This is a genomic window from Oricola thermophila, from assembly GCF_013358405.1.
Classification (GTDB): domain Bacteria; phylum Pseudomonadota; class Alphaproteobacteria; order Rhizobiales; family Rhizobiaceae; genus Oricola; species Oricola thermophila.
Genome location: NZ_CP054836.1, coordinates 3,745,876 through 3,763,353, shown reverse-complemented (window position 1 = coordinate 3,763,353; position 17,478 = coordinate 3,745,876). Strand labels below are relative to the sequence as shown.

The 17,478-nt window shown below is 64.8% G+C and carries 21 protein-coding genes; 17 read left to right on the top strand and 4 right to left on the bottom strand.

Features of this window, described 5'->3' with window-relative positions; translation table 11 throughout:
- The first annotated feature begins 2 nt into the window (after positions 1-2).
- The 9 genes from HTY61_RS18115 (at position 3) to HTY61_RS18075 (ending at position 5,444) form a co-directional block, all read left to right on the top strand.
- Positions 3-218, top strand: a complete 216-nt coding sequence (locus HTY61_RS18115; protein ID WP_175278119.1) for a DUF7940 domain-containing protein — start codon at positions 3-5, stop codon at positions 216-218.
- A 2-nt stretch (positions 219-220) separates the two neighbouring features.
- Positions 221-730, top strand: a complete 510-nt coding sequence (locus HTY61_RS18110) for a lysozyme (RefSeq protein WP_175278118.1) — start codon at positions 221-223, stop codon at positions 728-730.
- Between the two features lie 2 nt (positions 731-732).
- A complete protein-coding gene (locus tag HTY61_RS18105) occupies positions 733-885 on the top strand; it encodes a hypothetical protein (RefSeq protein ID WP_175278117.1) in 153 nt (50 codons plus the stop codon).
- Entirely contained in the window at positions 885-1,253 is a 369-nt protein-coding gene (locus HTY61_RS18100) for a hypothetical protein (RefSeq protein ID WP_175278116.1), read from the top strand. Before HTY61_RS18105 ends, HTY61_RS18100 begins: the two co-directional genes overlap by 1 nt.
- Positions 1,228-1,506, top strand: coding sequence for a hypothetical protein (locus HTY61_RS18095; RefSeq protein ID WP_428978270.1), 279 nt, complete (start codon positions 1,228-1,230; stop codon positions 1,504-1,506). The genes HTY61_RS18100 and HTY61_RS18095 overlap by 26 nt, the downstream gene beginning before the upstream one ends.
- Positions 1,503-1,949: a hypothetical protein gene (locus tag HTY61_RS18090; RefSeq protein WP_175278115.1), complete on the top strand. Its 447-nt coding sequence runs from the start codon at positions 1,503-1,505 to the stop codon at positions 1,947-1,949. Before HTY61_RS18095 ends, HTY61_RS18090 begins: the two co-directional genes overlap by 4 nt.
- Positions 1,950-1,958: 9 nt before the next feature.
- Complete coding sequence (locus HTY61_RS18085) at positions 1,959-2,531, top strand: hypothetical protein (RefSeq protein WP_175278114.1); 573 nt, start codon at positions 1,959-1,961, stop codon at positions 2,529-2,531.
- A gap of 342 nt (positions 2,532-2,873) precedes the next feature.
- Positions 2,874-3,686, top strand: a complete 813-nt coding sequence (locus HTY61_RS18080; RefSeq protein WP_175278113.1) for a hypothetical protein — start codon at positions 2,874-2,876, stop codon at positions 3,684-3,686.
- Between the two features lie 105 nt (positions 3,687-3,791).
- A complete protein-coding gene (locus HTY61_RS18075; RefSeq protein WP_175278112.1) occupies positions 3,792-5,444 on the top strand; it encodes an AMP-binding protein in 1,653 nt (550 codons plus the stop codon).
- On the opposite strand, the gene HTY61_RS18070 is transcribed toward HTY61_RS18075, so the two are convergent.
- The 3 genes from HTY61_RS18070 to secA form a co-directional block, all read right to left on the bottom strand.
- Positions 5,441-6,709: a GNAT family N-acetyltransferase gene (locus HTY61_RS18070; RefSeq protein ID WP_175278111.1), complete on the bottom strand. Its 1,269-nt coding sequence runs from the start codon at positions 6,707-6,709 to the stop codon at positions 5,441-5,443. The two genes, HTY61_RS18075 and HTY61_RS18070, sit on opposite strands and share 4 nt — an antisense overlap.
- Positions 6,709-8,118, bottom strand: coding sequence for an oligosaccharide flippase family protein (locus HTY61_RS18065; RefSeq protein ID WP_175278110.1), 1,410 nt, complete (start codon positions 8,116-8,118; stop codon positions 6,709-6,711). Before HTY61_RS18065 ends, HTY61_RS18070 begins: the two co-directional genes overlap by 1 nt.
- 183 nt (positions 8,119-8,301) lie before the next feature.
- The gene (gene secA / locus HTY61_RS19565; protein ID WP_175278109.1) at positions 8,302-11,166 is read right to left on the bottom strand and encodes a preprotein translocase subunit SecA; all 2,865 of its coding nucleotides are present in this window, start codon (positions 11,164-11,166) and stop codon (positions 8,302-8,304) included.
- Positions 11,167-11,481: 315 nt separating this feature from the next.
- Between secA and HTY61_RS18055 the strand changes: the two genes are divergently transcribed.
- From HTY61_RS18055 to HTY61_RS18030, 6 genes are all read left to right on the top strand, one after another.
- Entirely contained in the window at positions 11,482-12,318 is an 837-nt protein-coding gene (locus tag HTY61_RS18055) for a peptidylprolyl isomerase (RefSeq protein ID WP_246272852.1), read from the top strand.
- A gap of 21 nt (positions 12,319-12,339) precedes the next feature.
- Entirely contained in the window at positions 12,340-13,575 is a 1,236-nt protein-coding gene (gene argJ / locus HTY61_RS18050) for a bifunctional glutamate N-acetyltransferase/amino-acid acetyltransferase ArgJ (protein ID WP_175278107.1), read from the top strand.
- Positions 13,544-14,332, top strand: a complete 789-nt coding sequence (locus tag HTY61_RS18045) for a GNAT family N-acetyltransferase (RefSeq protein ID WP_175278106.1) — start codon at positions 13,544-13,546, stop codon at positions 14,330-14,332. The genes argJ and HTY61_RS18045 overlap by 32 nt, the downstream gene beginning before the upstream one ends.
- A 7-nt stretch (positions 14,333-14,339) precedes the next feature.
- Positions 14,340-14,774 carry a (deoxy)nucleoside triphosphate pyrophosphohydrolase gene (locus tag HTY61_RS18040; RefSeq protein ID WP_175278105.1) on the top strand — a complete coding sequence of 145 codons (435 nt, stop codon included), beginning with the start codon at positions 14,340-14,342 and terminating at the stop codon, positions 14,772-14,774.
- Between the two features lie 114 nt (positions 14,775-14,888).
- The gene (locus HTY61_RS18035) at positions 14,889-15,209 is read left to right on the top strand and encodes a hypothetical protein (RefSeq protein ID WP_175278104.1); all 321 of its coding nucleotides are present in this window, start codon (positions 14,889-14,891) and stop codon (positions 15,207-15,209) included.
- A gap of 121 nt (positions 15,210-15,330) precedes the next feature.
- On the top strand, positions 15,331-15,498 hold the full coding sequence (locus HTY61_RS18030; RefSeq protein WP_175278103.1) for a Flp family type IVb pilin: 168 nt from the start codon (positions 15,331-15,333) through the stop codon (positions 15,496-15,498).
- On the opposite strand, the gene HTY61_RS18025 is transcribed toward HTY61_RS18030, so the two are convergent.
- Complete coding sequence (locus HTY61_RS18025) at positions 15,495-16,346, bottom strand: methyltransferase domain-containing protein (RefSeq protein WP_175278631.1); 852 nt, start codon at positions 16,344-16,346, stop codon at positions 15,495-15,497. The genes HTY61_RS18030 and HTY61_RS18025 overlap by 4 nt on opposite strands.
- A 45-nt stretch (positions 16,347-16,391) precedes the next feature.
- Between HTY61_RS18025 and HTY61_RS18020 the strand changes: the two genes are divergently transcribed.
- Positions 16,392-17,159, top strand: a complete 768-nt coding sequence (locus HTY61_RS18020) for a ComF family protein (RefSeq protein ID WP_175278102.1) — start codon at positions 16,392-16,394, stop codon at positions 17,157-17,159.
- A gap of 60 nt (positions 17,160-17,219) precedes the next feature.
- Positions 17,220-17,477, top strand: coding sequence for a glutaredoxin 3 (gene grxC, locus HTY61_RS18015; RefSeq protein ID WP_175278101.1), 258 nt, complete (start codon positions 17,220-17,222; stop codon positions 17,475-17,477).
- The last annotated feature ends 1 nt before the right edge of the window (position 17,478 follow it).

The following is a 17,478-nucleotide window of genomic DNA, read 5'->3' as shown; positions in this document are numbered from 1 at the left end:
GCATGCGCCTTTCGAGCGATTGGCGCCGCGTCCTGCGGCGCGCCTGGTCAATCCGTCTGATCGTCGTCGCCGGGCTGTTGTCCGGTGCCGAGGTCGCCCTGCCGCTGATCGGCGAGGCGGCCGCCATTCCGCCCGGCGCATTCGCTGCCGCGTCGGGCCTCGTCACCGCCGCCGCATTCGTCGCGCGGCTTCTCGCGCAACAGGAACAGGAGGATTGACCATGAGCAAGCGTGCAAGAAAGGCGCTGGCCGGCGCTGCCGGTCTCGCCGGCGCGATCGCGGTTGCGACGACCGCGCTGATCCAGCCTTGGGAGGGTCGCGAATATGTCGCTTATCGCGACATTGTCGGCGTCCTGACCATCTGCGACGGCGACACGCAAAACGTCCGGCCGGGCATGGTGGAGACCGACGCGGGATGCGACGAGCGAACGCATCGCCGGATCACGCGCGAATTCGTGCCTGCGCTGCGGAAATGCGTTGCGACATTCGACGCCGCGCCGGTCAGTTGGCAGGCTGCCGCGATTTCGCTGTCGTGGAACATCGGAACCGGTGCCTTCTGCAGTTCGACAGCCGCCCGCCGCGCGCGGTCGAGCGACTGGCTCGGTAGCTGCGAGGCGATGACCTGGTTTAACCGGGCCGGCGGCAAGCGAATTCGCGGCCTCGTCCTGCGCCGCACGACCGGCGACGCCGAACGCATCGGCGAATACGAACTTTGTGTCGAGGGGCTGTGACAATGGAAGATGAAATCGAGAATGCCGGGCGCCCGTTCTGGAAACGCGCCGACGTCTGGTCGCTGGTCATTGCGCTTGTCGCCGTTGTCGGCGCATGGGCGGCGGGCGTCGATCCGTCCGGCCTGTTCGACGCCGCCGTGCGCCTGGTTCCGTGATGTTTGATCGGATAGTCGCCGCCATAGCCTTTGCCGCCGGCGTCACTGCCGGCATCGGCCTTTTCTCGCTTTACGACATCTCGATTGACGATCCCGGCGTCCGGCGCGAAGCGCGGGCCGGTTATGTCGCGCGCGCCGAAATGATCGCGCTCGAGGCGGAACTCGAGGAACTGCGCCGCCAGCGGGACGCAATCGCAGCATGGCGCGACCGATATGCCGTGGCGCTGGCAAGGGCCGAAAAGGAACGCGCCGACCTTGAACGAATTCGCGAAAGTGAAAGGGTGAATTATGCCGGGGAACTGGAACGTGCGGGCCGTGCTTGCCTGCTTGATCGCACCGACATTGACTGGCTGCGGCGCGGCGAGTGATCTCGCGCGGATCGACACGGCTTCCGCGCGTATCGGCGCGGTTGCGGCCGGCATCGAACCCGCGAGCCTGCCCGACGATTGCAGGCGTACCGAGCCGCACGCCGCGCTTGTCGAGGGCGTTGACAAGATCGTGATTCTCGACCGCGAGCGGGATGCGCTCGATCGACAGAATGCGCGCACGTTGCGCTGCGCGCGTGCGCATGACGACATCATGGCCGCACTGGCCGGCGAAGGGGGGATCGGCGACGAATGATCCGGAGCATTCTGCTGTTCGCGGCCATGCTGGCCGCATCGCCGGCCTTGGCGCAGGAGGGCGGCATCAAGGTCGACCTGACAATCAACATGGCGGCGATCCTGACGGTCGCGGTCGTTCTCGGCGGCGGGCTGGTCGCTTGGGGAACCGTGCGGAACCAGGTGCAGGCGAATGCTTCCGCGATCGACGACCTGGAAACGGACGTCGCGGCAAGAGAGGCCGAGATCAAGCTCGTTGCCGAGCGCGTCGAAAGCGTTCGCGCAAAAAGCGCGAAGGAACTCGACGCATTTCGGATCGAGGTCGCGCGATCGATTCCGACAAACGAGGCGCTGGCCGCGCTCGAGGATAGACTCCTCGACGCGGTCAACAGGCTCGGCGACAAGTTCGATCGCTTTGTCGAGGCGCAGGCCAGCGGCGCGCACCGCATTCCGCCGGCCGAATAGGAGTCCGAAATGCGGGCAAGCCACCTTCTGCCGCTGATCGGCCTGACCGGCAAGCGCGGCGTCGGCAAGACCGAGGCCGCAAATCACCTTGTCGATATGCTCGGCTATGGTCGAATTCATCCATTCGGCGGCGGCAAGGCCGCGGCGATCGGCTATTTCATGCACCTTGGCGCGACGCATGACGAGGCATGTCGCATGGTTCACGGCGATTTGCGCGACGCGCCGTCCGACCTGTTGCCGGATCGCGTCCCACCGCGCCATTTCCTCGAGCGGTTCGGCCGGTTCATGGGCGTCGAAATGGGTAGCGCCTGGACGCTTGGCGCGGAACTCGCCGCGGCCAGCCGGTCGGATCCCGGCGTGCCGATCGTCGTCGAGTCGGTTGTGTATGAAGCGCCGACGATCCGCGCCGCCGGCGGGGTCATCGTGCGCATCCTGCGGCCGGGCGTCGACGGCCCGGTCGGCATCTGCACCGATGCCGAGCAGGGAGCGATCGCGGTCGACGCGGAGATCGTCAATGATGGCGACATTGAAAAGCTGCGCACCGCGATCGAGCGGATTGCGCGTGCCGGCCCGACCGGATAGCTTCGCCGGGTCTAGCGATCGAAAACGGGCAACAAAACGGGCAACATTCCCGAATAGCGATCATTGTTTTTATTGACATTTTTTGCGTTTCAGGGCGTCTAACGCGCCGGCCAGAGGCACCATTCTTCTCCGACCTGTATCCCTTGTCGCGGTGCATGCGACCGGCCACGCCGGCAAGGCCCGGCTTCCTCCGTGTCTCCCGAGAGAGGAGATTTACCCTCACCCGCCCGTTCCGTTGCATAATTTCGACGCCGATTTCCCGAATTTCCGGCATTTCCGCGCAAAGTTATCCACCTCGCAACGGCCTCCCTTACCCTTCTCCCCGGTGTCACGGAGAAGGTCATGGAGTTCGACTGGACAAGGGCGGTGGAAAGGAACCTGGACGATCTCTTGCGGATCGTCACGCAGCTGTTCCTGGTGGCGGGGATAAGGACCGGACGGTCGCTGGTCTTCCTGCCGCGTTCCCTGCGCAGCCGGATTCTCGCCATCCTGCGCCCCGCCGAGTTCGCCGCCCGGCGACTGATCGTCATGGCCGCCTGCAAGCTGGAGCGGGACGTGGCGCTTTCCCCGGAACGCGGCGAGCGGCCAGAAGGCAGCCGTGAGGGTCAATCGGACATCGCGCCAGAGGCCGGGACGGACAGGGAGCCGGACGCAGAACCGTCCGACGCCGAGCTGCTCGACCTGTACCGCGACCGTCCGTCCTTCCAACTCTTCGACCCGTGGAAGCGTTACGCGCCCTTCCTCTTCGACGTCACCGGGCTGGACGGCCCCTTCGGCCATGCCTTCCTCGAATACGACGACCCGGAAGAAGGCTGGCCCGCCCCGGAGCGCGATCCCGACGAGCTGGTGGACGCCCGCGGACTGTCGCGGCGCATCCGGGCGCTGGCACTGGCGCTGGACGATCTCGACGGCCAGGCCGCCCGCCTTGCCCGCTGGAAGGCCCGTTTCGAGCGGGCCATCGAGAGAATCCGCGCCGCCGACGCAGGCGAGATCGCCGGCATGACGCCGGATGCCGTCCGCAAGCCCGCACCATGGCGTTTCCGCCCGTTGCGGCCCGGCCTGCCGCCCGGATGGAGAAGGCGGCCGCGAAACGAGATCGGGGAGGTGCTGAAGGAATGCCACACCCTGGCCCTCGACGCCTGGAACACGTCGTGAGCGCGGTGTCGCCGGAATGCGCGAACCGCGATCCCCGCCCGGCCGCCGCGGGGCCGATGCCGCGCGGCGCTTGACTGGATTCCGAAACAATGCATCAGCTTTGCCATGTTGCCGGACGATCCCGTTTCCCATGAAGACCTCCATTCCCGCTTCCGCTGGAGGATTCCGGACCGCTTCAACATCGGGACGGCCTGTGCCGACGAACCGGCGCGGCGCGATCCCGCTGCCCCTGCGATCGTCGACTGGACGGACGGCGAGCCGGTCACGCTGACCCGCGGCGAGCTGGCGGAAAGGTCCGACCGTTTCGCCGCCGCGCTGGCCCGCCTCGGCGTGACGCGCGGCGACCGCGTCGCCATCCTGCTGTCGCAGCGCTTCGAGACCGCGATCGCCCATCTCGGCGTCTACAAGCTCGGCGCCGTCGCCGTGCCGATGGCCGTCCTTTTCGGGCCGGAAGCGATCGCCTACCGGCTGAACCTGTCGGGCGCGAAGGCCATCGTCCTCGATCCGGAAGGCATGGCGAAACTCGACGGGGCCGATGCGGATTTCCCGCAACTGCGCGCGGTCGTCTGCGTCGGCGGCGCGCCGGGAGCGCATGATTTCTACGCTCTCCTGGACGATGCCCGGCCGGGCTTTGCCGCCGCGGACACCGCCGCCGACGACCCGGCCCTGATGATCTTCACCTCCGGCACGACCGGCCATCCCAAGGGCGCCCTTCACGCCCATCGCGTCCTGCTCGGCCACCTGCCGGGCGTGCAGACCCATCACGAGTTCCTGCCGCGGCCCGGCGACCTGCTATGGACGCCGGCGGACTGGGCATGGGCGGGCGGGCTGCTGAACGTCCTGCTGCCGGGCCTCTATTGCGGGGTGCCGGTTGTCGCCGCCCGCGCCGCCCGCTTCGATCCGGAATGGGCGCTGGCCCTGATGGAGAAGGCCCGCATCCGCAACGCCTTCATGCCGCCGACGGCGCTGCGCATGTTGGCCGCGCTCGGCTCCCGCGCCCGCGATTTCAGGCTGGACCTGCGCACCGTCGGCTCCGGCGGCGAGGCGCTCGGCCGCGGCACCCTTGCCTGGGCGCGGGAGAATCTCGGCGTCACCGTGAACGAGTTCTACGGCCAGACCGAGTGCAATCTCGTCCTCTCGGCCTGCGATGCGCTCGGTGTCGTCCGCCCCGGCTCGATGGGACGGCCGGTCGCCGGCCACCGCGTCGCGGTCATCGACGGGGAGGGCAACGAGTTGCCGCCCGGCGAACAGGGCGAGATCGCCGTGCGCCGGCCCGATCCCGTGATGTTTCTCGAATACTGGGGAAACCCGGACGCCACCCGCGAGAAGTTCGTCGGCGACTGGATGCTGACCGGCGACCGCGGCGTGATGGACGCCGACGGCTACTTCTTCTTCGTCGGCCGCGACGACGACGTGATCTCGTCGGCCGGCTACCGAATCGGCCCCGGCGAGATCGAGGACTGCCTGGTCGGCCATCCGGACGTCTCGCTCGCCGCCGTCGTCGGCAAGCCCGATCCGGTGCGCGGCGAGCTGGTCAAGGCCTATGTCGTGCTGCGCGAGGGCGCGGAACCGTCGCAGGAACTGAAGGCAGCGATTCGCGACCATGTGAGGGAACGGCTGTCCGCGCATGAATACCCGCGCGAGATCGAGTTCGTCTCCGGGATGCCGCTGACCACGACGGGCAAGGTGATTCGCCGCGTCTTTCGCGAGCGGGCGCGCGAGGAAGCGGAGAAGGAACGCGGGCGCGGCGGCGGCTAGCGCCGCTTCACCGCCTGTTTCAGCCGGTCGCGCACGGTCTTGGCCGCGTTGCGCGTGGAGCGGTACAGTTCCATCTGCTGCACGATCTGGCGCGCTTCGCGGTCCAGTTCGGGCCGCAGCCCGATCACCATTGTGGCGAACTCCCGCCGCTCCGACCACAGCCGCCCCACCACCGGGTGGTCCTCGACGGCGCAGGAGTCGGTCACCTGGATGTTCGGATCCTCAAGGTGCACCTCGGTGGACTGCATGATCAGCAGCGTGCCCGGCGAATACTGGGCGAGGCTCTCGTCATAGGTCGTCTTCCATGTCCATGCATGTCCGGCCTGCACGAAGACGATCAGCGAGGCGATTACCCGACCGTCCAGCTTGAAGGCATGGATGCGCACGAGGTCGCGTTCGGCCAGGTTGTTGACCGCCTCGCGCGCGAAGGCTGCGCGGTAGCGGTCGGCGGCCAGCGAGGTCCGCTGCCGGCCTTTCCAGCCGGCATTCTCCAGCAGCAGGAATTCCTCCATGGCGATGCGCACGTCCCGCGGCGACCGTGCGATCTCGTATTCGAACCGTCCCATCTCCTCGAGATGGCGCCGCAGCCGCCTGAAGTTTCGCAGGCTCCGCTTGCTGATGTTCGCGTTGAGGTAATCGATGCTGTCGAGTTCGCTTTGCAGGAACGGCCGCTGGACCGATCCCGTCGTCAGTACCGGCAGTCCGCGCCCTATCGCGACGCCGCGCAGCGTCCGGATCACGGCGCTGTCCATCATGACGTCGGGCAGGACGAGAATTTTCGGCAGAGCAAGGCCGGGATCGGCCAGTGTCGCCAGCAGGTCGTCGATGATGCGCGAGGATTCGCGCCGCTCGACGATCGGCACGCCGCTCGGGCCGAATTCGTTCGCCCACACCCGCATCACCTCCGGGCCGATCCTGAAGCCGGACTTCTCCACCGAGAACGGCATCAGCAGGCGCGTCTCGGCATCGGCCTCCGTTCCGTCCTGCAACAGCAGCAGCCGGACGTCGCGGTTGTCGACGCGAGGCATGGCGGGCACGAGGAAGCGCGGCGCGAAGAAGATGTTCGGTTCCAGCGCGTAGTCCGTCACCCGGTCGATGTCCTCGAGGATGTCGAAGCCGCTGTCGGCCGGATAGATGACGAGTCGGCGGTCGCCCTTGATCAGGCGGCTTGTCTCCTGCGGCCCGGCCTCCGTCTGCATACGCGCCGGGATCACGAAGGCGTCGGTCGGCTCGATGTCCTGCCGCAACAGTGGGGATGTGTGCATCAGGCCGCCTCCGCGTTCCGTTTCGGCGTCCACACGAACATCACCACGCCGACCCGACGATATGAAAACAGCAGCAACAACGCGGCCTCGAGCACCGTGGCGATCGCGCTCGCCGCGGCAGCTCCCATCAGCCCGTAGACGGGTATGAACAGCATGTTGAGAACGATATTGAGCAGCAGGACGATGGCGAAAATCGCCGCACAGGCATTCTGGTGCCCGGTCATGTTGAGCAGGCTTTCGGCCGGCCCGACGCTGGCCCGCACGACCACCCCGGCGATAAGGACGAAAAGCAGGGGATACCCTTCGGTGAAGCCCGATCCGAACAACGACAGCAGGAATTTTCCGAACACGAGAATCACGACGCCGATCGCCAGGGTCGGCCAGAATGTCCAGCCGACGGTCTGGCCGGCGAATGCGCGCAGCGCGGCCCGTTCCTCCGGGGCGGTGTTGGCGGCGAACTGCTGCGCGACGCCGGTCTTCACCGCGAAGAACACGAAATGCGCGAGCGCGAGAACCTTGACCGCGGCGTAGTAGACGGCGACCTCCTCCGGCGAGCGGAAGAAGCCGACCATCAGCACGTCGGCATTTGTGAGCATGAAGAAGAAGCCCTCGACCAGGAAGATCGGCAGCGCGACCGTGACCCACTGGCCCAGGTCGGTTTTGCGCGGGCCGGGCGGGACGGTACCCCCCAGGTCAGGGGAGACGACGAAGAGTTGCAGTATGGTGGTCAGGTAGCTCGCCACCACTGCCGTGAACACCGCGGCGGAAGCCGTCGCCTCGAATCCCAGCACGTGCGTTGCCGCGACGATCGCGAGCATGAGGGTGGGGCGGACGATATAGGTCGGGGCCAGCGCGCGAATCGGCCAGTTGTTCGCCCGCGCGATCCCCTCCAGCACCTCGCCGAGCGCGAGCATGGGCAGGCAGGTGAATGCCAGCACGAAAGGCACGACATAGTAGGACTCGATACGCTCGCCGAGCAGCCACACGACGGCCGCGCCCGCGACGGCGATGAGCGTCGCCACGGCGAGCACGAAGAGGCGGCTGGTTGTCATCAGGCCGCGCAGCAGGTCCGTCTCGCCATTCTTGCGATAGGCCGGCAGGAACCGGATGACCGCCGTCTGGAAACCGAGGCAGGACAGGCTGCCCAGGATGATCATCGCGGTCCAGACGAAGACATAGATTCCATAGTCGAATGCTCCCGCCCATCGCGCGATGATGGCCTGGGATAGAAACAGGAGCCCGGCACTGGCAACCCGGATCGCGAAGGCGACGACCGCCATGCGCTGGGCCACTGCGGCATCATCCTCCCCGCTGGCTATTGCGTCGATGCGCGAGGCGAATGGCCGCACCCGCTCGAACAACGGTGTGGAGAGCCAATGCTCTGCTGTTTCGATGGCAGAAAAACGCAAGACGGCAAGTCCGCTGGCTGATGGTCAAATCTTGCCGAGAAATAGCGGGTTGGGCTTAAGAAAGCGTTGGCATTCCCTGCATCGACGGTCGTCGGTCTGCCGCAAGCACGGGATTGAGCGGACTTCGCCGGGACCGCGCGCAGCCATCCCGGGCGCCGCGGGGCCACGCCTCCCCGCGGATGCCTACGCCGTCGGGGCGAAGGCGCCGTGGCAATGCTTGTATTTCTTTCCGGACCCGCAGGGACACGCCTCGTTGCGCCCGACCTTGCCCCAGGTAGAGGGGTCGTTCGGATCGCGGTCGGCGGCATCGACCTGGCCGCTCACGATCGCCGCTCCGTATTCGGGCGCCGCGGCCCCGAACTCGTCCTCGCCGGTGGTCGCGTTGGCATGATGCGGCTCCATCGCCGGCATCTCCGGCGGCGGCGCTTCCGCCTGCTCGCGCACGACCTCGACGCGCATGAGCTGCGCCGTAACCGCCTGGCGAAGGTTGGCGAGCATGGCCTGGAACAGTTCGAAGCTTTCCTGCTTGTATTCCTGCAGCGGATCGCGCTGGGCATAGCCGCGGAAACCGATCACCGAGCGCAGGTGATCGAGATTGACGAGATGCTCGCGCCAGAGCGTGTCAAGCGTCTGCAGCAGGATCGACTTCTCGACATACTCCGTGATCTCCGGGCCGAAACGCTCGGCCCGTTCGGCCGCGGCCTTGTCGGCCGCCTCGATAAGCCTTTCACGGATATCGTCATCCGCGATGCCTTCCTCGGCGGCCCACTCGTCGACCGGCGCGTCGATATTGAGCAGTGCCACCGTCGCCTGTTTCAGGCCCTCTATATCCCACTGGTCGGCATATGCCTTCTCCGGGATATGCTTGGCGACCATCTCCTCGATGACTTCATGGCGCATTTCCGTGACCGTGTCAGACAGTCCGGTACCGTCCATGAGTTCCTTGCGCTGCTCGAACACGACCTTCCGCTGGTCGTTCATCACGTCATCGAACTTCAGCAAGTTCTTGCGAATGTCGAAGTTGCGGGCCTCGACCTTCTTTTGGGCCTTTTCCAGCGCCTTGTTGATCCAGGGATGGACAATCGCCTCGCCTTCCTTGAGCCCGAGCTTCTGCAGCATTCCGTCCATGCGATCCGACCCAAAGATACGCATGAGGTCGTCCTGCAGCGACAGGAAGAACTTGGAGCGCCCCGGATCTCCCTGGCGCCCGGACCGGCCGCGCAGCTGGTTGTCGATGCGTCGGCTTTCGTGCCTTTCCGTGGCGAGCACGTAGAGGCCGCCTGCCGCGAGCGCCTGTTGCTTGAGCCGTTCCACGTCTGCCTCGATCTCGGCTATGCGGCGGTCGCGCTCCTCGCCTTCCGGCACATCGGCAAGCTCGTCGGCTATGCGCATCTCGACATTGCCGCCGAGCTTGATGTCCGTGCCGCGACCGGCCATGTTGGTCGCGATCGTCACCGCGCCCGGGACGCCGGCTTGCGCGACGATATGCGCCTCGCGCTCGTGCTGGCGCGCGTTCAGAACCTCATGCTTTACGCCGCCCGCCTTGATGGCCGCATCGAGATTCGCAACTGCGGTTTCGAGATATTCGCGAAGCTCGGGTTCCTTCCCGGGCTTGAGGGCGTCAACGCGGCCTTGGACAGTATCGCGAATCTGCTTGAGCTTTTTCACGTCGCCGAGCATCGACGACAGCAACTCCGACTTCTCGATCGAGGTCGTGCCCACCAGTACCGGCTGGCCCTTTTTCTGCGCGGCGATGATGTCAATCACCACGGCGACATACTTTTCCTCGACCGTGCGATAGACCTCGTCGTCCTCGTCAATGCGCTGCACCGGCAGATTGGTCGGAATTTCGACCACGTCGAGCCCGTAAATGTTTCCGAACTCCTCGGCCTCCGTCGCCGCCGTGCCGGTCATGCCGGCCAGCTTGTCATACATGCGGAAGTAGTTCTGGAACGTCACCGAGGCGAGGGTCTGGTTCTCCGGCTGGATTGCCACGCCCTCCTTGGCCTCGAGCGCCTGGTGTAAGCCCTCCGAAAAGCGACGGCCGGGCATCTGGCGGCCGGTGAACTCGTCAATGATGACGATCTCGTCGTTTCTGACAATGTAATCCTTGTCGCGCTGGAACAGCGTATGCGCCTTCAACGCGTTGTTGACGTGATGCACGATCGCGACGTTTTCGACGTCATACAGCCCGCCGTCCTTGAGCAGCCCGGCTTCCGCCAGCATCAGCTCCAGCTTCTCGGTACCCTCCTCGGTAAAGGTCGCGGTGCGCTGCTTTTCGTCGATCTCGTAGTCTTCGGCGGACAGCTTGGGAATGAACTTGTCGATGGTAATGTAAAGTTCGGACTTGTCGTCGAGCGGACCGGAGATGATCAGCGGCGTACGCGCCTCGTCGATGAGAATCGAATCCACCTCGTCGACGATCGCGAACGCGTGATCCCTCTGCACCATCTGCGCGCGCTCGTACTTCATGTTGTCGCGCAGATAGTCGAAGCCCAGCTCGTTGTTGGTGCCGTAGGTTACGTCGCAATCATAGGCCGCCTTGCGCTGCGCGTCGTCCAGGCCATGGACGATGACGCCGACGGAGAGACCGAGGAAGTTGTAAAGCTTGCCCATCCACTCGGCATCGCGCTGGGCAAGGTAGTCGTTGACCGTGACGACATGGACGCCGCGACCGGCAAGCGCGTTCAGATAGACCGGCAGGGTCGCGACCAGTGTCTTGCCCTCGCCCGTCTTCATTTCGGCGATGGAACCTTCATGCAGCACCATGCCGCCGATCAGCTGGACGTCGAACGGCCTGAGGCCGAGTGCGCGCTTCGCGCCTTCGCGCACGACAGCGAACGCCGGAACCAGCAGGTCGTCCAGGGACCTGCCTTCGGCTATCTGCGCGCGAAACTCATCCGTCTTTGCACGCAGCTGCTCGTCGCTCAGCGCCTGCATCTCGCTTTCCAGCGCGTTGATGGCAGCAACCTTGGGCTGCAGGGACTTCAGGCGGCGGTCGTTGACGGAACCGAAAATCTTGCGGGCTAGGCCGCCGAAATTGACCATGAAAATGGTCCTCTCTTCGAATGGGCCGCGGCTCTCGCCGGGCCTTTGAAATTCACGTGTAAGCGTCTTCTCCCGGGGCCATGGCGCCCCGCTCCCCACGTTTCGGAGGTGGACGCGATAGCAAAGGACAGATAAGAGGGGCAAATAGTGATGTCAACGTCGCCGCATAGCCTGAAAGACGGCGTATTCCGGGGGCTCACGGTCACTTCGAAGCGAACGGTTCAAACGCAGCCAAGCGAGTTTTCGATGCAGTTTTCCAGCCTACTCCGCAGCAGATCCGCAGTTCCCGCAATGCCGGCCGTCCGGCGCGCTGTCATGGCGCTGGCGACGATCGGCGCAATTGCCCTGCCGGCTGCGGCCCAGGACGAAACCAACAAGGTCGTCGGCACGTTGAACGGCGCCCCCATCACCGAGCGCGATCTCGCCATGACCCTGGGCGACCTGCAGGATCAGTTCGGGCAGGTCCCGCCGGAGGATCGCCGCGCCGCCGCACTTGCCGCCCTGATCGACATCCGCGCACTTGCTGCCAAGGCCGAAGCGGCAGGCCTCGACAAGACCGAGGAGTTCATCGACCGCCTGGCGTTCCTGCGCGAACGCGCCTTGCACAACGCCTATTTCCGCGACGAGGTCGTCAACAAGATTACCGACGAGGACGTCCGTGCCCGCTACGACAAGGAAGTAGCCGCCACGCCACCGCAGAACGAAGTACATGCACGCCACATTCTTCTCGAGACGGAAGATGAAGCGAAAGCGGTCATCGAGGAACTCGACAATGGCGGCGACTTCGAGGCGCTGGCGAAGGAGCATTCCACCGGGCCGACCGGACCGAATGGCGGCGATCTCGGTTACTTCACCCGCGGCCGGATGGTACCGGAATTCGAGGAAGCGGCGTTCGCCCTCGATGTCGGCGCTCATACCACCGAACCGGTGCAGACGCAGTTCGGCTGGCATGTCATCAAGGTTGAGGACAAGCGCCAGGTTCAGCCGCCGGCCTTCAGCGAGGTAGAGAACCAGATTCGCTCGGTCCTGCTGCGGGAGCGTTATTTCGAGGTCCTCAGCGAGCTGCGCGAGGCGGCCGAGATCGAGATTACCGATCCGGACCTCAAGGAGGCCTATGAAAGGGCGCAAGCCTCCCAGCAGTCCGCCCAGTAGAGCCTTTCTGGAAATCTTCCCATGTCCGGTACCGTTTCGCCGCTAGCACCCGTTTCGCTACCCGAGATGCCGGTCGTTCCCGGCGTTCGCATCGCGACTGTCAAGGCAGGCATCAAGTACAAGGATCGCGTCGACCTCCTGGCAATGCTTTTCGAGACGGGAACCACCGTCGCCGGTGTGCTGACCCGCTCCAGGTGTCCGTCCGCGCCGGTGGAGCTGTGCAGGGAGAACCTGCCCGGCGGAAAGGCAAGGATTCTTGTCGTCAACGCCGGCAATGCCAACGCGTTCACCGGCAGCAAGGGACGCCATACCACGGCTGTCGCGGCGCGCTCAGCGGCGGAAGCGGCCGGCTGCGACGAGGGAGAGGTCTTCCTTTCCTCGACCGGCGTGATCGGCGAGCCGCTCGATCATTCCCATTTCGAACGCCACCTGAACGGCATGGCCGCCAGTGCCCGGGCCGATGGCTGGGTGGACGCCGCACGCGCCATTATGACCACCGACACGTTCCCGAAGCTGGTTACGCGCCGGGTGAACCTCGGCGATGCCACCGTGACCATCAACGGCATCGCGAAGGGTGCAGGCATGATCGCGCCAGACATGGCGACCATGCTGGCCTATGTCGCGACCGACGCGGCGCTTTCCGCGAATGTACTGCGTGCCTTGCTTGAACGTTTCACGCCGACGACATTCAACGCGATCACGGTGGACAGCGACACCTCGACTTCGGACACGCTGCTGGCGTTCGCCACGGGGCAGGCGAAAGATGCTCCCGCGATAACCGACCCGGCCGACCCGCGTCTGGCGGAATTCGCGACCGCATTCGGAGATTGCCTGCACGAATTGGCGCTGATGATCGTCCGTGACGGCGAGGGAGCCACCAAGCTCGTGCGTGTGGACGTGACCGGGGCGGTATCGGACGTATCGGCCAAGAATATCGCGATGGCGATCGCCAATTCCCCCCTCGTGAAGACGGCGATCACCGGCGAAGACGCCAACTGGGGCCGGGTGGTGATGGCCGTCGGAAAGGCCGGAGAGCCGGCCGACCGGGACCGGCTGGCAATCTGGTTCGGCGACCTGCTTGTCGCTTCCGAGGGCGAGCGCGTTCCGGGCTATTCCGAGGAAGAGGCCAGCGCCTACATGAAAAACGACGAGATCGTGATCCGCGCCGATATCGGCCTGGGCGACGGCCGCTTCACGGCGTGGACCTGCAATCTCACCAAGGAGTATGTCGCGATCAACGGCGATTACAGGAGTTGAGCCGGTGACGGATCTAGCACTCGTCAGGCGTCTGGAAGCGGTCGGATTCAGGGCATGGCCGGCCGCATCGGTACACTATGACGGCAGCTGGGCCGTGCGCCTTACGGCCGGACATCCCTCAAAGAGACTGAATTCGGTCAACCCGCTCGATCCGGCCGATCATCGCGACATAGAGACGCGCATCAACCGCGCGGCCAAGCGTTTCGGCGCCTATGGCCGTCCGCTCGTCTTTCGCCTGTCGCCGCTGGCGCCTCTTCAGCTCGGTGCCCATTTCGACGCTCATGGCTGGCGCCGCTTTGACGAAACCCGGGTCATGATCGCGAACCTGAAGGATATCGATCTGGACAGCGGTCTCGACCAGATCCCGCTCAAGGATGTAGGCCGCTATGTCGATGCATCGATTGCCATTCGCCAGGCGGAAGCGGACCGAAAGGCTGGCTTGACCGAAGTTGTCGAGTCGATCCGGCCTCCGAGCGGCATGTTTGTCCTGGAGGACGAAGGCGGGCCCGTGGCATCGGCGCTCTGCGTCCATGACAACGATCTGGCCGGACTGTTCGACGTGGCCGTGAGGGCCGACCAGCAGGGCAAGGGATATGCACGCTCCATCGTCCGCGTCGCATTGCGGTGGGCCGCCGCGCAGGGCGCGCAGCGGGCCTGGCTCCAGGTTGTAAGCGCCAACAAGCCGGCGGTCAGCCTCTACGAGCGGCTCGGCTTCGCAACCGCCTACACCTATGTGTATCGCAAGAAAGGCGACTGACCGGCGCATGAATGATACCGCCGACAAGCCGTTGCTGCTGGTTGCCGCTTGCGCATTGCTCGACACCGACAACCGGATCCTTCTGGCCCAGCGGCCGGAGGGGAAGGCGATGGCCGGATTGTGGGAGTTCCCGGGCGGCAAGGTGGAAGCCGGCGAAACGCCGGAAGACACCCTCGTCCGGGAACTTTTCGAGGAACTGGGGATCGTCACGGAGAAACCATGCCTGGCGCCGCTGAGCTTTGCCAGCCACGCCTACGATGACTTCCATTTGCTGATGCCGCTCTACGTGTGCCGCAAGTATCAGGGCATGCCGGTCCCGCGCGAGGGCCAGAAGCTCAAATGGGTGCGTGCAAGTGCATTGCGTGACTACCCCATGCCACCGGCAGATTTGCCGCTGGTTCCAATAATTCAGGACTTGTTGCCACCCTTTCGCGGCAGCTAACAAACGTCGTTAATCAAACATTTATTTCAATGTGCGATTTTAAATGAAGCTGGCGTGTGTTTACGCGGGTGGGCAAACGGGGATTGTCTGGTCGGCAAAAAGGGGTATCGGGAAATGCGTGATGATCGTGATTGGGCACAGATCCGCCCGCAATCCGGCTCTCCGGTGTCGGAAGCCGGTCTGGGCATGATTCGGATCACGCTTCTCTTCGGGTCGCTCGCTGTCGCAATCGCAATGTTCCTGACGCCGCTTCTCGACCGAGGCGGATCCTCCGACATTACCGCTTCCGTGGTCTATGGCGGACTCGACCGCACCACGGCTGGCGCGATCCGCAACAACGCCCGCCAATATACGATCCGCCGAAGTGTCCTGCAGAACGATCCCGGTTCGATGTGCATCATCCACACGAACGGCAGGCGCACGGGTGACTGCTGATTAACCGTCTTCGGCAACGGTTCGATTACACAGTCGCCAAAAATAACGTTACGTCACCCTCTCCACAACACGCCGTTAATAACGTGCGTTTACCACGGTAGCATGTTGTGGGAGTGGTACGATGCTGAATTCATTCATTGCCGACGAGACGGGGGCCACCGCGGTTGAATACGGGATCATCGCCACCGTGCTGTCGGTTGTCATCGTCGGTAGCATCGGCTTTGCTCTCGAAGCGGTCAGGTGGCTCTGGTCGGACAACAATTCCGAGATCACCAAGAGCCTGAACTAGCGCCCGCCCCGCGTCGGGATTGACTTGTCCCCGATGAAATCGGCGAGGCGTTTCGTGGCGCTGCCCGGCTTGAGCGGCTTCTGTTGCGATTCGTGCGGCGCCCAACCCGACATCCACAACAGTTCGAATGTGGCGCGGATCCGTCCGTCCGCGTCGGCATGGTTCCCGGCATAGTGCTGTGCCGCCATCTGGAAGAGCCGGGGAGAGGCGAAACGGCGGCTGCGCGACGCCAGCGTATTGGTGGCACCCATCGACCGCAAGTCACGCATCAGGTCGAACATCGTATCGTAACGGACAGTCAGTCGCTCCGTATCGGCTACCGGCAGAGCAAACCCAGCCCGTTGCAGCAATCCGCCGGCGTCGCGCACGTCCATGAACGGCAGCACGCGCGCATTCGCCGCGCCTGTGAGTTCCACCTCTGCCGCCAACAGGCTGTCCCGCAATTCCGCCAGCGTCGCGCCGCCGGGAACGCAGGCAAGAAACAGCCCGTCGGGCTTCAGCGCGCGGCGGATCTGCGCAAGAACGCCGGGCGTGTCATTCGTTTCGTGCAGGGTCAGCAGGCTGATCGCGAGATCGAGGCTTTCCGGTTCCAGGCCCAGCACCTCGTCTCCGGCACCGGGATCCCGCCATCTCTCGAGGCCGGCGATCTCCGGCAGAATGCTGTCCGGCACGGAATCCGGCACGAACAGGATTCCGCGCTCGAATTTCCGCGTCACCGCCGACAGCCGCAACGCCAGGTCGTCGGCGGTCGCCCTGAACAGGAAATCGGCGCCGTCCGCCGCCATTCGGACCGCGCGGCGCTGGTTGGCCCGCACTTGGCCCAAGTCTATGATGGTTTTGACGGTCATGCCGGCATCTGTAACACTGTTCACGTTACTTTTCCTGGAGTTCACATGCAGAACGCGGTGCAAAAGGCAAGTCGCCTGGTCGCCTCGATACTGTTTCCCGACACCTGTCTCGCCTGCCGCACTCACGTTGCCGCACGCGGGACGCTGTGTCCCGAATGCTGGGGGCAGATTCATTTCATCGCCGACCCCATATGCACGGTCACCGGCACCCCGTTCCAGCACGATTTCGGCGATGACATGGTCAGCGCCGAGGCGCTTGCCAACCCTCAGCCCTGGCGCCGCGCCCGCGCCGCGGTACTGCATGACGGCATCGCCCGCCAGCTGGTGCAACGGCTGAAATATGGCGACCAGCCGGAACTCGCGCCCTGGATGGCGCGATGGATGCTGCGCGCCGGCCGATTGCTGGTGGAAGAGTGCGACGTGGTCGTGCCCGTACCGCTGCACAAACGACGCTACTTGGCGCGTCGCTACAACCAGTCGGCAGAACTCGCGCGCATGATCGCCGCGGAAGGCGGTATCGCCTTCGAACCCGCCGCGCTTGTCCGGATCAGGCCGACCCGCCGGCAGGTCGGTCTGACCGCGAAACAGCGCCAGGCCAATGTGCGAGGCGCCTTTCGCGTACCGCCCGGCCACGAGATCGCCGTCTGCGGCCGGTCGGTCCTGCTGGTCGACGATGTCTATACGACCGGCGCGACACTGGGAGCGGCGACCCGCGCGCTATTGCGCGGGGGCGCTGCCCATGTCGACGTTTTGACCTTTTCGCGCGTGGTCCCCCACTTTGCCGGCGTCACGCGGCGGCCGGCGGCATACTAGGGCGGTCTTTTCAGGAAATTGCGGCGCACATATATAGCGCTGTCGGAAAGGAATGTTTCAATGGCCAATGTCACCATCTACACACGTCGGTTCTGCGGATTTTGTATCGCCGCGAAACGGCTTCTCGATCGGAAGGGAGCGGCGTATGTGGAACATGACGCCACCACGGACCCGGCTTTGAAACGCGAAATGATCCAGCGCTCTCATGGCGGAACCACCTTCCCGCAGATTTTCATCGGTGACATCCATGTCGGTGGCTGCGATGATCTCTATGCCCTCGACCGCGCGGGCAAACTTGATAACCTGCTGAGCAGTTGAC

What these genes read in the sequence shown, in the direction of transcription:
- HTY61_RS18055 (WP_246272852.1), top strand. Translation starts at nt 11,482, where the DNA reads ATGGCGCTGGCGACGATCGGCGCAATTGCCCTGCCGGCTGCGGCCCAG.
- HTY61_RS18110 (WP_175278118.1), top strand. Translation starts at nt 221, where the DNA reads ATGAGCAAGCGTGCAAGAAAGGCGCTGGCCGGCGCTGCCGGTCTCGCC.
- HTY61_RS18115 (WP_175278119.1), top strand. Translation starts at nt 3, where the DNA reads ATGCGCCTTTCGAGCGATTGGCGCCGCGTCCTGCGGCGCGCCTGGTCA.
- HTY61_RS18105 (WP_175278117.1), top strand. Translation starts at nt 733, where the DNA reads ATGGAAGATGAAATCGAGAATGCCGGGCGCCCGTTCTGGAAACGCGCC.
- argJ (WP_175278107.1), top strand. Translation starts at nt 12,340, where the DNA reads ATGTCCGGTACCGTTTCGCCGCTAGCACCCGTTTCGCTACCCGAGATG.
- HTY61_RS18080 (WP_175278113.1), top strand. Translation starts at nt 2,874, where the DNA reads ATGGAGTTCGACTGGACAAGGGCGGTGGAAAGGAACCTGGACGATCTC.
- HTY61_RS18035 (WP_175278104.1), top strand. Translation starts at nt 14,889, where the DNA reads ATGCGTGATGATCGTGATTGGGCACAGATCCGCCCGCAATCCGGCTCT.
- HTY61_RS18040 (WP_175278105.1), top strand. Translation starts at nt 14,340, where the DNA reads ATGAATGATACCGCCGACAAGCCGTTGCTGCTGGTTGCCGCTTGCGCA.
- HTY61_RS18070 (WP_175278111.1), bottom strand. Translation starts at nt 6,709, where the DNA reads ATGCACACATCCCCACTGTTGCGGCAGGACATCGAGCCGACCGACGCC.
- grxC (WP_175278101.1), top strand. Translation starts at nt 17,220, where the DNA reads ATGGCCAATGTCACCATCTACACACGTCGGTTCTGCGGATTTTGTATC.
- HTY61_RS18090 (WP_175278115.1), top strand. Translation starts at nt 1,503, where the DNA reads ATGATCCGGAGCATTCTGCTGTTCGCGGCCATGCTGGCCGCATCGCCG.
- HTY61_RS18075 (WP_175278112.1), top strand. Translation starts at nt 3,792, where the DNA reads ATGTTGCCGGACGATCCCGTTTCCCATGAAGACCTCCATTCCCGCTTC.
- HTY61_RS18030 (WP_175278103.1), top strand. Translation starts at nt 15,331, where the DNA reads ATGCTGAATTCATTCATTGCCGACGAGACGGGGGCCACCGCGGTTGAA.
- HTY61_RS18085 (WP_175278114.1), top strand. Translation starts at nt 1,959, where the DNA reads ATGCGGGCAAGCCACCTTCTGCCGCTGATCGGCCTGACCGGCAAGCGC.
- HTY61_RS18020 (WP_175278102.1), top strand. Translation starts at nt 16,392, where the DNA reads ATGCAGAACGCGGTGCAAAAGGCAAGTCGCCTGGTCGCCTCGATACTG.
- HTY61_RS18045 (WP_175278106.1), top strand. Translation starts at nt 13,544, where the DNA reads ATGTCGCGATCAACGGCGATTACAGGAGTTGAGCCGGTGACGGATCTA.
- HTY61_RS18025 (WP_175278631.1), bottom strand. Translation starts at nt 16,346, where the DNA reads ATGACCGTCAAAACCATCATAGACTTGGGCCAAGTGCGGGCCAACCAG.
- secA (WP_175278109.1), bottom strand. Translation starts at nt 11,166, where the DNA reads ATGGTCAATTTCGGCGGCCTAGCCCGCAAGATTTTCGGTTCCGTCAAC.
- HTY61_RS18100 (WP_175278116.1), top strand. Translation starts at nt 885, where the DNA reads ATGTTTGATCGGATAGTCGCCGCCATAGCCTTTGCCGCCGGCGTCACT.